The 13,933-nt window shown below is 39.1% G+C and carries 17 protein-coding genes and 1 pseudogene; 4 read left to right on the top strand and 14 right to left on the bottom strand.

From position 1 onward, the window contains the following. Nucleotides 1-2: 2 nt before the first annotated feature. The 14 genes and pseudogenes from modA to B9A52_RS03730 form a co-directional block, all read right to left on the bottom strand. Nucleotides 3-758, bottom strand: coding sequence for a molybdate ABC transporter substrate-binding protein (modA, locus tag B9A52_RS03790; RefSeq protein ID WP_084119058.1), 756 nt, complete (start codon nucleotides 756-758; stop codon nucleotides 3-5). Between the two features lie 47 nt (nucleotides 759-805). Then, nucleotides 806-1,309: a molybdopterin-binding protein gene (locus tag B9A52_RS03785; protein WP_084119057.1), complete on the bottom strand. Its 504-nt coding sequence runs from the start codon at nucleotides 1,307-1,309 to the stop codon at nucleotides 806-808. Between the two features lie 91 nt (nucleotides 1,310-1,400). After that, a complete protein-coding gene (locus B9A52_RS03780) occupies nucleotides 1,401-1,742 on the bottom strand; it encodes a winged helix-turn-helix domain-containing protein (RefSeq protein WP_084119056.1) in 342 nt (113 codons plus the stop codon). Between the two features lie 4 nt (nucleotides 1,743-1,746). Further along, nucleotides 1,747-2,112, bottom strand: a complete 366-nt coding sequence (locus B9A52_RS03775) for a hypothetical protein (RefSeq protein WP_084119055.1) — start codon at nucleotides 2,110-2,112, stop codon at nucleotides 1,747-1,749. Between the two features lie 183 nt (nucleotides 2,113-2,295). Continuing rightward, nucleotides 2,296-2,880, bottom strand: coding sequence for a hypothetical protein (locus B9A52_RS03770; RefSeq protein WP_084119054.1), 585 nt, complete (start codon nucleotides 2,878-2,880; stop codon nucleotides 2,296-2,298). Nucleotides 2,881-2,987: 107 nt separating this feature from the next. Beyond that, a complete protein-coding gene (locus tag B9A52_RS03765) occupies nucleotides 2,988-3,590 on the bottom strand; it encodes a Crp/Fnr family transcriptional regulator (RefSeq protein ID WP_084119053.1) in 603 nt (200 codons plus the stop codon). A 9-nt stretch (nucleotides 3,591-3,599) separates the two neighbouring features. Continuing rightward, nucleotides 3,600-3,701 (bottom strand): annotated as a pseudogene (locus tag B9A52_RS25380) (YdeI/OmpD-associated family protein); the annotation flags it as partial. 96 nt (nucleotides 3,702-3,797) lie between these two features. Further along, nucleotides 3,798-3,920 (bottom strand): FeoB-associated Cys-rich membrane protein, encoded by a 123-nt coding sequence (locus tag B9A52_RS03760; RefSeq protein WP_084119052.1) that lies wholly within the window; start codon nucleotides 3,918-3,920, stop codon nucleotides 3,798-3,800. A 1-nt stretch (nucleotide 3,921) separates the two neighbouring features. Continuing rightward, nucleotides 3,922-6,051: a ferrous iron transport protein B gene (feoB, locus tag B9A52_RS03755; protein ID WP_084119051.1), complete on the bottom strand. Its 2,130-nt coding sequence runs from the start codon at nucleotides 6,049-6,051 to the stop codon at nucleotides 3,922-3,924. A 31-nt stretch (nucleotides 6,052-6,082) separates the two neighbouring features. Continuing rightward, nucleotides 6,083-6,349 carry a FeoA family protein gene (locus tag B9A52_RS03750; protein WP_172805159.1) on the bottom strand — a complete coding sequence of 89 codons (267 nt, stop codon included), beginning with the start codon at nucleotides 6,347-6,349 and terminating at the stop codon, nucleotides 6,083-6,085. 170 nt (nucleotides 6,350-6,519) lie between these two features. Continuing rightward, a complete protein-coding gene (locus B9A52_RS03745; RefSeq protein WP_231955462.1) occupies nucleotides 6,520-6,996 on the bottom strand; it encodes a thioredoxin family protein in 477 nt (158 codons plus the stop codon). Next, on the bottom strand, nucleotides 6,996-9,359 hold the full coding sequence (locus B9A52_RS03740) for a TonB-dependent receptor (protein ID WP_084119049.1): 2,364 nt from the start codon (nucleotides 9,357-9,359) through the stop codon (nucleotides 6,996-6,998). The genes B9A52_RS03745 and B9A52_RS03740 overlap by 1 nt, the downstream gene beginning before the upstream one ends. A gap of 151 nt (nucleotides 9,360-9,510) precedes the next feature. Beyond that, a complete protein-coding gene (locus B9A52_RS03735) occupies nucleotides 9,511-9,885 on the bottom strand; it encodes a hypothetical protein (protein WP_157370060.1) in 375 nt (124 codons plus the stop codon). Nucleotides 9,886-10,116: 231 nt separating this feature from the next. Further along, nucleotides 10,117-10,545 carry a DinB family protein gene (locus B9A52_RS03730; protein WP_084119047.1) on the bottom strand — a complete coding sequence of 143 codons (429 nt, stop codon included), beginning with the start codon at nucleotides 10,543-10,545 and terminating at the stop codon, nucleotides 10,117-10,119. Between the two features lie 121 nt (nucleotides 10,546-10,666). On the opposite strand from B9A52_RS03730, the gene B9A52_RS03725 reads away from it, so the two are divergent. The 4 genes from B9A52_RS03725 to arsB all read left to right on the top strand — a co-directional run bounded on the left by B9A52_RS03725 (nucleotide 10,667) and on the right by arsB (nucleotide 13,931). Continuing rightward, a complete protein-coding gene (locus B9A52_RS03725; protein WP_084119046.1) occupies nucleotides 10,667-11,431 on the top strand; it encodes an energy transducer TonB in 765 nt (254 codons plus the stop codon). Nucleotides 11,432-11,728: 297 nt separating this feature from the next. Continuing rightward, a complete protein-coding gene (locus B9A52_RS03720; protein WP_084119045.1) occupies nucleotides 11,729-12,058 on the top strand; it encodes an ArsR/SmtB family transcription factor in 330 nt (109 codons plus the stop codon). Between the two features lie 93 nt (nucleotides 12,059-12,151). After that, nucleotides 12,152-12,694: a DUF6428 family protein gene (locus tag B9A52_RS03715; protein ID WP_084123372.1), complete on the top strand. Its 543-nt coding sequence runs from the start codon at nucleotides 12,152-12,154 to the stop codon at nucleotides 12,692-12,694. Between the two features lie 208 nt (nucleotides 12,695-12,902). After that, a complete protein-coding gene (gene arsB, locus B9A52_RS03710; protein ID WP_084119044.1) occupies nucleotides 12,903-13,931 on the top strand; it encodes an ACR3 family arsenite efflux transporter in 1,029 nt (342 codons plus the stop codon). Nucleotides 13,932-13,933: the final 2 nt, after the last annotated feature.

Genomic DNA, 13,933 nt, shown 5'->3' with positions numbered 1-13,933 from the left:
GATCAAGGTTTGGTAAAACCAAAATGTACCAAAATCATTTGGACTTGTTCCCCTTTGGCAAAATCAAGGAATTTCACTGCCCCAGGTTTCAATTCTGAATGTTTAATTAAAACAGCTCCCTGCATTAGTGGTTGGTGGCTGGATTCCGGAATAAGATAGTAATCGGGATTCATCTTTTTCATATTGGGTGAAAGTGCTAATGATAGGGCAATGATACCTATATCTGCGGCACCGCTACCGACAAACTGTGCAGTTTGGGCTATATTTTCGCCAAATACCAAGTTGGGTTTAACTTGTTCAAATAGGTTGAAATGTTTCAAAGCCTCTTCGGCTCTCTGGCCATATGGGGCATGTCGGGGGTTGGCAATGGCAACTTTCCGGATTTGTGTTTCTTTTAGAATTTCCATGGACAGCTTTTCTCCAAAGTCTTTTTTACTCCAAAGCACCAATCTTCCGATACCATAAGGAAAGATTTCGGAGGCTGTTTTTCCGTTTTCCTGAAGCTTTTTAGGATAGACCAGGTCTGCGGAAAAATAGAGATCAAAGGGTGCTCCGTTTGAAATCTGTTCGTAGAATTTTCCCGAAGAACCATAGATGACTTCAATTTCCTGGGCATCTGGATAAACCTGAATAATGGAGTCCATTGCATATCTCAAATCAGATGCTGCCGCTACCAATACCTTTTGTTGTTTTTGTGAAAATACTTGGTTTGCAAAGAACACTAAAATAAAAGGAATTGAAAGGATTGATCTTGTCATAAATGATTGTCTGGTGGAACAAATCGGATTTTAAAAGCCTTCAGGTCCTAATCTATTTTTATCAATTTTACTGCAATAACATCTCTGACCCATCTGGCGTGAAGCTTTTCTTCAGGTACCACAAAACGGAAGGGGCCAACTCCTTCCTCCAATGGAATTCCATCTCTGGAATGTGCAACCAATATGTGCTTGCCTGAAAATTCAGGGTCAATTTCCGGAAGTGAAAAAACGACTTTATAACCATCTGCCGCTTCAACCAAGAGGTATTGGGCCTGGTTTTTTCCTTTTAGCCCTGTCCCTAGTTCCAACCCCGTTTTCTTGAGCAAGTCAATCAAAAGAACCCCCTGAAAATGGTGGATTTCTTCATCCTTTTCCTTTCCTGAGACCTCAATTTGAGGCATTGCCTTCAATTCTTCCAAGCTCAAATCGAAAGGGATTGGAAATTCCCCGGAAAATTTAATGGAAAGAATTTCCTCAGATTGGGCATTGGTCTTTTCTCCACAGGAGTTGAGGAATATAAGAAAAAACAAAATTGATATGCCGGATTTCATAGCTCTTTTTAACCTAAGTTATAGTAACCGATATTTCCAAATATACATATCGCTTTTGAAAAAAATAAATCCTCTTAATTTTTGTGATCTATCACAGGTTTTCCATGATGTCTTCACCCTCTTTCGCCAATGCCTTCATTCTAGCATCCAGGTCTTTGTACCGCAATAAAAATTTCTTTCCAAATTCAGTGAGAACGGCGGAACCTCCTTTTTGTCCTCCTTTCTGTAAGATGACAAAGGGTTGCGGGCCTCTGTTGTTAAGGTCATTGACCATGTCCCAAGCTTTCTTGTAAGACATGCCCATGGCTTTGGAAGCCTTTGAAACCGAACCGTGGAGCACTATCAGCTCCAACAGTTCGGCCCTTCCAGGCCCAAAAAACCTGCTATCATCCAGTTCAATCCAGCATCTGACTTTGAGTTTTTTTTGGGACATTGACTTATTTTTTCACCCTTTCACCTTTTACTGGAAATTGATCTACCAGAAATCCTGAAATCTTATCCTCTTCCGCAGCATTTAGACTCAAATAAAGGTCATATCCTTCTGCAAAGAAGTATAGGATTATCCCGTTTTCCTGTTCGCTGATATTGGTAATGTTAGTTCCTTGTTCGGAATCTCCTTGGGTGAATTTACCGGTTAATTTTCCTTCAACACGTTCAAGAATCAGTGTCACATTTACATTTCCCTGTGGGGTATCTGAAATAAGTACATCCCAGGTACCAATAAAGTAATCCGGATTATGAGCAAAAGTGGAGGTAGAAGCCCAAAGCATTAATCCAAATAATAAGAAAACTGATTTTTTCATGTTGTAAATTTTTGAGTTTATTGATCTTGAAATTTGAGGAAAAAAAATCTATTCCTAAATCATTTTTAGATTTTTTTTATAAGGGAATGGATAAGATTCTCTAGCCTAATTTACCAAAAAAGGGGGCTTTAGGTTCCTGTTTTTCCTGACAACAAAACACATGATTCTTTGCTTGTAAGGGCACTATTCCCCAAAGTTAAGATTTTCATTTGCAACTAATTGCCATCTTTTTTGTCTGTGTTTGTAAAACATTTTGGCAAATGCTGTGATAAAATCGGTCATCAGACCAGCATAAATAGTAATTGCGTCTTCATAATAAATTTTCCCTTCGCCAAGGTCTCTCATTACCACATGATGATTCCAAACTTTGGTGCCTCTATTCCATTCTTTGGTTGCAAGGGTATGGTTTTGGTCATCGATTTTCTCAATATACAAATAATGTATTCCACCAAAGGGTATGAAACCAAACACCAGCATTTTTGTTCCATAAGTCTGTTCTACTTCCCATTTATGGGGAAAACCATTTCCGATTGGTTTAAACCAAATCATTCCTTTAGCCAGGAATTGTAAGAGGGCAGGGCTTTTAATATTGTTCCAAGCGCGATCAATTTTCATTGGAATTTCTGAACTGACGGTTAGCTTTTTTGCCCTCACATTTTTGCCATTGTATTCAATGGTCAATCGTTCAATTTTGGCAGAGAGCCTGTTTTTTGGTGCATCGGAAATCATACTTAATGGTAAAAATAGTAAAGCCATAATCTTGTCCATAGCTGTGAATTTTGTTTCTTACTTTTGAATTGATTACAAAATTCGCGACAACAGACTATGCAGTCATTGATTCAAATCAATAACGCGAAACTTCAAAAAAACAGTAATCAGATACTTTTATGGATGGTATCTTTTATCTCTTTATTTTTCATCAATCTTCTTTTTACCCTACTTAATGTTTCGGGTGTCATATTAAGGTAAGAGGCAATCATATACTGTGGGACACGCTGTAATAACGTAGGGCTTTCATTAATGAAGGTATTCAATCGCGTATCAAAATCATCATGCAATAGCCTGTTTGCCCTAAGCACTGAGGTCACATAAGCGGATTCTGCTAATTTCCTGCCCACGTGTTCCCAAGCTTTTGAGCATTCAAAAAGCTGATTGAGTTTGTCTCTTTCTATGCTGTAAACCAATGAATCTTCCAAAGCTTGGATAGGACGTATAGAAGGGCTTTGTGTGAGGTAGCCAAAATAATCAGAGATGAATTGGTTTTCTGAGAAGAACAGCATGATCTTTTCTTCCCCCTCCACCTGGTAGTATAGTCTAAACAAGCCGGATTCTATGAAAGAGATTTTATTGGAAAATTGACCTTCTCTGAGGTAGAAGTCTCCTTTTTTGAATCTTTCCTGATAGAAAAAACCAAGCGCCATATTCAGCTCTTCATCCGAAAATTTATGTAAGGATTGTAGGTGTTTTTTTAGATTCATTTCTATTTGTCAACTCCCTTTTAATTTCTCCCCCTTTGAAGCTAGTGCTGCAATTTGTTCGATTCTTGAAACTCTTGTTTTCTCAGTTTTTGCAAGTTTGATGTACCGAAGTACAAATCTTTTACTTCAACCCTTTGGAAATTTTCTGTTTTGACCATTTTAATATCAAATTGTTTCCCAACTTAACTTACCAAAGGATTTTTAAGCTTAACCACAACCTTCACAACCACAGCCATTACTGCTTTTTGGTTTTTTCTTAAAAAACATCCTGTAAGTCCCCATTCCAAGAACCAGAAAAAACAAACTGAAGACAATGATTTCCTGCCACATATTATACTAGGATTTGATAAGTGATCAATGCAGCCATATAAGCTACTGCTGTCATGACAACTGTCTGAAGGATGGGCCATTTCCAGGTTTTGGTTTCCCGCTTGACTACAGCCAAGGTACTCATGCACTGCATGGCAAAGGCATAAAAAACCATCAGGGAAATGCCTGTTGCCAAATTGAATACTTTTTCACCAGTGTCCGGTCGGGTCTCCTGTGCGAGTTTTTCACGGATGGTCAGTTCATTGTCCACATCACCTCCAATACTGTAAATGGTAGCAATTGTGGCCACAAATACTTCCCTAGCTGCAAAGGAAGTGATCAGTGCAATTCCAATTTTCCAATCGTAGCCCAAGGGTTTGATGGCAGGTTCTATGGCTTTGCCCAAAATTCCTATAAACGAGGCTTCGAGCTTTTTGGAAGCATAAAGTTCTTCAATTTCAGTGGCATCCACTTCTGAGTTTGCCGCCTCCAATAAGGCAATTTTTTCCTCTTCCAATGTATTCATGGTAGCAGGTGGTCCATAGCTTGCCAAGACCCATAAGATAATCGAAATGGACAAAATCACCTTTCCTGCCTCAAACACAAAAACCTTGGATTTGCTGTACATGGTCAACAGGACCGCTTTCCACCTTGGAAAACGATAAATGGGTAATTCGGTCAGGAGAAAGCTCCTCTCTTTTTGTTCAAATACCAGGTTGAGCAAAAATGCTCCGATAAGGGTTGCGACTGTTCCCAGTAGATACATACCCAAAAGTGCCAATGCCTGCATATTGAAGCCGAAATAAGTTTCTGCCGGTATCACCAATCCAATAATAATAATGTAAACAGGCAATCTGGCTGAACAACTCATCCAAGGGGTGACCAAGATGGTAATCAATTTTTCTTTGGTATTGCTGATGGTCCTTGTGGCCATGACAGCAGGTATGGCACAGGCCAACCCCGAAATCAAAGGCACTACACTTTTGCCATGCAAACCAAAGGGTCTCATGATACGGTCCATCAGGAAGACTACTCTGGATAAGTAACCTGTGTCCTCCAAAAAAGCCAAAAAGCCAAATAAAAGGGCTATTTGAGGAATAAATATGACAATCCCACCAATTCCAGGAATCAATCCTTCGGCAAGAAAGTCGGTTAAAACTCCTGCAGGTAAGTAGGAAGAAATCCATGAAGAAAGTTCGGCAAAGCCTAGGTCAATCCAGTCCATTGGCACTCCTGCCCAGGCAAAAATTGCCTGAAAAATCAAAAGCATGATTCCGATAAACACCAGATACCCCAATATGGGGTGCAACAAAAACCTATCAAGATTTTTGGTGAATTTGCTGGTTTTTGCTGTAGAAGAAGAAATGGTGTCTTTTAAGATTTCTTTGATTTTGGCATATCTTCTATTACTTTCTTCAATTTGTGCGGCTTGTCTGTCAAAGTGAAATTGCCCACAAACCTCTCTAATCCACTCCTTATCTTTTAAAGAAAGTAACTTATTGGAATCAGCAAAAATCAGGTATTGGAATGCCTGATATAAGTTTTGGAGTCCAAACTTATCTCTTACTTTTTCCAGTAATTCCTGATTGGCTATTTCTGATATTTCAAGAAATCGCTGGCCTTGCCCGAATTTTTCCTCAAAAATCAAAGACCGGATTGCCTCCATGCCCACTGACTTTCGGGCATCCGTCATGACCAAAGGGACTCCCAGTGCCTCATAGAGTTTGTGGGTTTTAATCTTTATTCCATTTATCTCAGCCAAGTCCTTCATATTGAGGACAAAGGCCAAAGGCAATCCAAGATCTAAAACCTGCGTGGCCAAAAGCAAGCTTCTTTCCAGATTGCAGGAATCGAGAATCACCATTACTGCATCCGGTTTTTCCTCCTCCATTCCTGTGAGTACCCTTAAAGCGATCAGTTCATCTTCAGATTTCGGAAAAATACTATAGGTTCCCGGGAGATCAATCAACTGAAATTCTTTTCCTGAGTTATGTAAAAACCCTAAAGTCTTGTCTACAGTGACACCGGGGTAATTACCTATCTTTTGGTTGAGGCCTGTCAATTGGTTGAAAATACTGGACTTACCAACATTGGGATTACCGATGATGGCGATGGTTTTTTCTTTGGGCTGTACTGTGGACTGCGTGGCCATTGGATTTTAAAGATTGCAGTGGATGATTACACTAAATTGTTTTTAGGACTGATTCCTTATTATCTTGATTTTCACCTTCAGGAATTACTTGAATGAGGTTCGCTTCACTTTTACGCATAAAGACCAGATTTTCCCCTACTTCAAATGCCATTGAACCAGAAAAAGGAGCTTGATGAAGCAGCTTGATCCGTTTCCCCACCAATACCCCAATCTCTAAAAAATTAACCTGTAAAGGGGAATCAATTATCGAATGGATAATATAAGATTGATCTGAATGCATTTCAATGGCAGAAATCATACAATTCATTTTAAAGGTCAAAACATAAGATTTGCACTTGCAATTTGCAGTTGATTTTATAGAGAAACAATTTTATTTAGATTAGTTCTTGATAAAATGGAATTATGTTCAAAAACTTTGTTGAATTTCACCAATCCGAAAGTTCTTGACGCTTTTTTGCAAAGAAAAAACTATAAATCAGATTCAAGAAAAGCGTGCAAGGATTTGGAATCCAGGTAGGAATTGACCCGCTTTTTCACCAAAAAATTTTCATCCATCAGCAGCATAAGGGGCGGTGCAAAAGGATTATTTTGACCATTGAACAAAATGGCCAAGTCATGGAGCGGAGTTCTCGATTTTTTCAATTGTCGGTTGGAAAATACCATTCCATCAAAAATCACATCCTCCGGATTTTCTGCATCGAATTTGACTGCATAATAGTTTTCAGATAGCTCAGCGACTATAAAGGGTTTGGAGAAAACCTCAGCCTCCATTTTCCGGCAATAGGTACACCAATCTGTATGGAAATACAAAAAAACAGGTTTTGGATTGACCCGCAAAGAATCTTCCAACTGCTCGAAATCCAGCCAAAAATCCGTAGATTTTTCCTGAGCAGGAGAATACCTGCTCAGGAAAATCAACATCAATATGACAGGAACTGATTTCATTAGAGGAAGTTACCGATTTTTACTCCAATGAAAAAGGTTCTTGGTCTCATTGGGCCAAATACAAAATCTGAATCCCTTGTCGGACCGGTACTGAAATCACTCTGGAAACTGTCAAACATATTCTGTACTCCTCCGCTCAGCTCCAGACTGAATTTATTTTTCAATTGCCACCTGTAAGCCATTCTTAAATTGACGTCGAAGAAGGATTGCGTATCGATCAGCTCAATAAATGCCTCATCATTGACCACCAAAGGAGCTACCATAGAACCGGTGTAGATTCCGGTCAGATCCAAGGTAAATTTCTTGTTTGGTGTCCAATTGGCTGCAAGGAATCCATAGGTATTTGGTGTTCTTATAAATTCAGAAACTGTTATTTCGGGAAATTCTGTGGTACCTTCTTCCGGCTCAAATAAAACCTCGTCTTCGTCATACAGTGCCCTTTGAAGGGTACCTCCCATTTGGAAAGAGAAATATCGGGAAGGGGATATGGAATATTCAAAGTTCACACCGGAAACAGTCGCACCGCTACCGTTTCTGGTTTCTTCCAAGAATGAACCATTGGCCTGCTCTCCCAGATTCACTCTTTGAAATTGATTGTTCAGTTTTGTATAAAAGCCCTCTATCAAAAAGTTACTTTGGACTAAACCGGTATTTTTGCCAAAATTCAAGGAGGCTGTAAAGGCGTCAGAAGTTTCCATTTCCAGGTCATTGGCCAAAATGACAAACCTTTGCTCACCCCCTACGGAAGAAATATGTAGGTCTTCATCGAATGCCTGAGGTGCCCTGAACCCTCTTGCATAGCCTCCCCTCAATTGTGCTCCCGGCATCAATTCGTATAAAACGGTAAATCTTGGACTCAATACCCCATTGTTGAAATCTACTGACCGGTTAATATTACCGATCTCATATACCCCGTCCACATTGACAACATCATATCTTGTTCCCATAAAGAGCGTCAATTTATCCGCTGCTTTCCATTCAAATTGACCATAAAAACCTACTGAATTGACTTTTTGATCAATTAATTTTTCATAACCTGCAATTTCATCCTTTACAGAATTTCCCTGGTATTCAATTCCACCTACAAAAACATTCCTTCCTGTAAAGTTATGGGTAAACTGGGTTCCTAAAACTCCCGCAAAGTCATTGGTCAATCCATAGGCACTGGCTGCTGCAATACTATCTTCCAATGTTCGCTCGCCTCCAAGTCCGCCATAAAAACTCCTTCTTGTCCCTGAAAGCAAACTGCCATAGGTGGACACCTTCGATCTCCGGTCCTTACTGAACTGATCATATGTCAGACCCACGTTTATAATGTTGTGATCCAATTGCTCTGCGATATCTGTAAAATGGGGAGGTAGTTCCAATTGATCTCCACCCCTCCTGAATTCATCTATAGCATTCACATCCAAAGTCAGCTTACTGAGCTCTGTAGGCTTGTAAAATGCCTTTGCACCAAAAGTGAGATTATTTAACTGAACAATTTCGGTAAATCCGTCACCATCGGCATCAAATCCGCCCCTGTCTCTTTTCATACCGTAAAAAGTAACACCGCTGTTGAGATCTTCACTGACGACAGATCCATTGAAATTAAGGGTATTATCGGGAATATCCCCTCTTAACAAACCAAAATTAGACCCAATTTGCCACGAGTTTTCCACGGGTTCTTTGGTGATGATATTGACAGTTCCGGCTATGGCATTTGAACCAAATAGGGCAGAACCTCCACTTCTTACAACCTCCACACGTTCAATCATATTGGCAGGGATCATTTCAAGACCATATACTCCGGTCAAAGTGCTGAAGATGGGTCTACTGTTAACCAGAATCTGAGAATATGGGCCTTCCAGTCCATTCATTCTTAATTGGGTAAATCCACAGTTCTGACAGTTAGACTCTACCCTGATACCGGGTTGGTAACTCAAGCCCTCTACCATGGTTACAGACTGTGTTGCGTTGAGGATTTTGGAACCAATGACGGAGACTACACTGGGTGCGTCTTCCCTATTGAGTTCGTATCGGCTGCTGCTTACCACCACTTCATTCAGACCAATTCTGTCCTGGTTTATTTCTTTTGCAAAGTCGGTGGTTTTACCTCCCTCTACAGTTACATCCACAACGGTGGTTGCAAAACCTATTGCCCTGATCTGCAGCTTATAATTCCCGGCAGGGATATTTGCAATGCTGAATTTCCCGTCAAAATCAGATATGGCCCCGAAGCCTGTGTTTTGGACCATTACGGTAGCCTGGACAAGTGGACCCTCATCACTTGTCAAAAGCCCTTGAATAATTCCTGTTTGTTGAGCCATCAGTGGGCTCGCTACAAGAAAATGCATGAATATAATCAATATGTATTTTTTCATTTTTGGTTTTGGTAAAAAGGTGTTGTACAATGAGATACTACTCCGAAACTTTGAAAATTTGGAATTGACAAAATCCAAAATCCTTCAAAATGACTTTGATTGGAGAACAATGATATCTGCTTGTAAAGAATTATTGGAATATTTAAAAAGATCAGACCAAAACCGGAGGTCCCCTTACATCATGGAAGGGTTTGTTTTTGCTTTCGTAAGAAGTTAAAACTATTGAAAAAGTTGTATTTAATTCATTGGTAAAAGGACGAATCTCAAAGTCAAAAAATTCCAATCCCAAAATTGGGGCATTGTATATCAGATCATAAAGCTCATATTCTTTTTTGGAATGGGAATCCTTCTTTTTATTACCCTCTATATCAAAGTCTAAACTGTAGGGGTGGGCATGAAGCGCTACAAGATTGCCCTCATACCAATGGGAATGGACAAAAAGAATATTGTTGAAAAGCGACAAAAAATAGATCAGCATAAAAATGCCAAAACCTACTTTTCGAATATTTGAGATATTACTTTTCAATTGTAAAGGTTTAAAGAAGAGTAACTAATAATCATGAATCTTGTTTGAAAAATTTTATTTCACAAACGTAGCTACAGATTTTTGGTTTAAATCCATATCCAATCTTTTGAATCAGGCGCAAAGATTACCAAAATGAAACAAAGTTGCAATCTAATTTATTTATGTAAAAAAATACTTTCAAAATTTTTTATAGATTTTGAAAACAAATGCAGTTCAAAACTTCATCCGATATTATAATCCATATTTTAAGATAATCGCCAACTGCCCTGCATGATAAGCGGTATGCGTAGTAATTCTCCCAAAAGCCTCTGCTTTCGTCTTTTTCCCAAATTCCTTGGTTTCGATTACAGCTTCCCAATCTTTTTGACTATTGATGGCCTTTTCCAGTTGCATTCCTGCCTCTTGAACCAAAGCCTTCAAAGATTCTAAATCTGTCCATTCCCCAGTATCTTTCCCTGCCTTTAAGGTTTGGGCATCTACTTTCACATCCATGTTTCCAAATACATTTTTAGCAAAAAGCAGCTCTACTTCAGCAATATGCCGGATCAGGAATCCTGCAGAGTTGGGAGAATCTCCCAGTTTCTTGGTAAGGTCTTCGGGTTTGATTTTGGACAATTGATTGGTAAATCGCGTACGGCCTTCTTTCCAGAGTTCGATCATTGTTTTCAAATTAAAATATGGATTTGTTCAAAATGATTTTTGAGATACCCAACAAAATACGATTTCAATTTTTGAATAAAAATCGTTTTGAAAATTTAAGATATTCTAATATGTTAGTTTGATGAAGACAATTTTCATAAAAATTATACTGCTTATCACAATACTTGATTGGGGAGTACATTTAAATTGTTGTGCTCAGGAAAGACGCATAATCCCATTAAACGAACATTTTTTTCCACTTGAAGTTGGGAGAGGTTTACATAAATATAACAATGTTATAAGTTATGCAATTGAAAAGGAGTTGAATGAAAAAATTTACACTTTGGACAATCAATTGATAAGAACTATTAAATCGACTTTTGATGATGAAGCCAGAGAATTGTTGCTGTGGAAAAGTGAACAGAAGTTTGATTTAAAAGGACAGTCTCTTTATTCAAAACTTTACTATTCAAATTCAGATACGGTTTTTACAAAAATCATTTTCGAAGAAAATCTTATATTGGATTTAGTATGCATTTATGCCAATTGTAATGGGTCATATTTTAAATCAGATGGAAATGTAGAGGTAGTTGATAGGAATATTTTTGAACCAAGCTTCAAGAGTTTAAATATTTGGCAAGAGTTTTTAAATAGGAACTTAACCTACCCACTAGGTGCAAGAAGAATTGGCGCTCAGGGTAATGTTTGGGTAGGGATGAAAATTAGTGATTCAGGAGAATTATTAGAATATGCTATCTTGAATTCAGAAGTTATCCATCCGGTTTTGATCGGGGAAGTGAACCGAATTTTAAAAATATATAATGAAGGATTTGTTCCTGCCAAGGACTTCGATGGGAATTACATCACTGAATGGATGTATTTTCCGGTAAGATTTGTATTAAACTGACATTTTCTAAATCATTCTAAAAATCATTGATCCAAACTTTGATCATTCAATTATCTATCGTAATATTGCGATGTAATTATAAGCGAAATAAGTTTAGAAATAAGCTACGCGAAATACTGTTGAAATAAACCTTTGGTAAAATACAGTTGAAATAGGGTTTCCATCAAATATGAATAATTGACATAGAACATGATAACCTAATATTTCTATCATATTTCCACTTTATTTCTACCTTATTTCTTAACCCTTGCTTCTAAAATCTAACCTCTCGCTTCCCGCATCTAACCGTCTAAAAAAATGGGTGTAACCAAAACAGACCTTTTCACAGAAAAACAAAACGAACTGGCCAGAGTGGCCAAGGTTTTTGCCCATCCGGCACGCGTAGCCATTCTGGAATTCCTGATACAGTCAAATTCCTGCATCAATGGGGACTTGGTACAGGAACTGGGTTTGGCCCAGGCGACTATCTCCCAGCACTTACGCGAACTCAAAGAAATCGGAATCATCAAAGGCAGTATTGAAGGCGTCTCTGTCAATTATTGTATTGATGCTATACGATGGGCTGAGATTCAAAATCTATTTCAGGAATTATTCAGTGGCTTTCCAAAAATTTCTGGCTGCTGCTAGGATAGAATTGTACAAAGTACCAAGTACAATGTACTATGTATGGAGCCTTCTTGGTACTTCGTACTTGGTACATGGTACAAAAAAAAAATAAAAATGAAAACAACCGAATTCACCAAAATCCTTCAAGAAAACCCTGAAAAGGGACTTTTCTTTGAATATCAGACCGGTCAATATGTAAGGACCGATTACCATATCACTGAGATCAAAAATGTCAATTTCGACACAGTGGATTGTGGTGGTATCCGCAACCAATGGTCAGAAGTGCATGTGCAGCTGTGGGAAAATGAAATTCCTGAACCGGACCATGCAGTGGATACTTCCAAAGCAATGAAAATCTTCGATGTGGTCAACCGAGTCAGGCAAACTTATCCCGATTCAATAATTAAGTTTGAATATGGCAATTCCATTTTCCCAACCGCCGTATTACCTGTTCACCAAATTAAGGACACCGGCAATGCCCTTATTGTACAATTGGTTGCTGACCAAACGACCTGCAAAGCCAAGGACCGTGCTACTACTCCTGAGGAAAAAGCGGCAGCATGCTGTGGACCGGTAAGCGAAAAACCAAAGATCAGAGTATCCTTAGCCTCCCTTCAGGCGGCCGAGAGTTGTGAACCCGGATCGGGCTGTTGCTAAATCTTTGTACCAAGTACAAAGTACTATGTACCAAGTATGGTGCTGTCTTGGTACTTCGTACTTGGTACATGGTACAATAAATAACACTATGAACCTATACCCAACCCTCCAAACCAATATCCAATAATATCGCGCAGCAAATATCAATCTATATCATTAATTAAAAACCAAACACAAAAGATTTTAAAAGCACTTTAAATTCAATTCAATGCCTGAACCTAAGAAAATTGCCTTTTTCGAAAGATACCTGACTTTATGGGTGGGACTGTGTATTGCAGGAGGAGTTTTGATCGGACATTTGGCGGGGGATAGTATGGCCTTTTTGGCCAGTATGGAGATTTATAATGTCAATATCCCTATTGCCATTTTGATCTGGTTGATGATCTATCCCATGATGCTGCAGATTGATTTTGGTTCTGTTAAAAATGTAGGGAAAGCCCCTAAAGGTGTAATTTGGACAGTCATTATAAACTGGATGATCAAGCCATTTACCATGGCCTTCTTTGCATGGGTGTTTTTTGATAAACTTTACGCTGCATACATAGATCCGGATATGGCCGGTGAATATATCGCCGGGGCAATTCTTTTGGGGGTAGCGCCCTGTACAGCCATGGTTTTTGTTTGGTCTTACCTGACAGATGGGGATCCGAACTATACTTTGGTACAGGTTTCCGTCAATGACCTGATCATCCTGGTGGCATTTGTTCCTTTGGTGGGACTTTTATTGGGGATTACCGATGTGACCATTCCTTATGAGACCTTGGTTTCTTCTGTCGTAATATTTGTGGTCATCCCCTTGGTTGCCGGGGTTATTACCAATAAATCCATGATCCGGCAAAAAGGAGAAGCCTGGTTCAAGACCGAATTCCTGCCAAAATTCAAACCTGTCAGTATCATTGCCTTATTGCTTACCTTGGTATTGTTGTTTGCTTTCCAAGGGCCCAATATCCTGAACAATCCCTTGATTATTCTCTTGATTGCCATTCCCCTAATTATTCAAACCTATTTTATTTTCTTTTTGGCCTGGTTTGGAGGCCGGAAACTCAAATTGGCACACCCTATCTGCGCTCCAGCAGCCATGATTGGTGCGAGTAACTTCTTTGAGTTGGCGGTAGCGGTGGCGATTGCACTATTTGGACTCGAAAGTCCTGCTGCACTAGTGACTGTCGTCGGTGTATTGGTAGAAGTTCCGGTGATGCTGAGTTTGGTCGCTTTGGCTAATAAGTGGAGGTATTGACC

This window comes from Aquiflexum balticum DSM 16537 (assembly GCF_900176595.1).
Taxonomy (GTDB): domain Bacteria; phylum Bacteroidota; class Bacteroidia; order Cytophagales; family Cyclobacteriaceae; genus Aquiflexum; species Aquiflexum balticum.
Note: the sequence above shows the minus strand (reverse complement) of the source record. Positions and strands in the feature narration are given on the sequence as shown.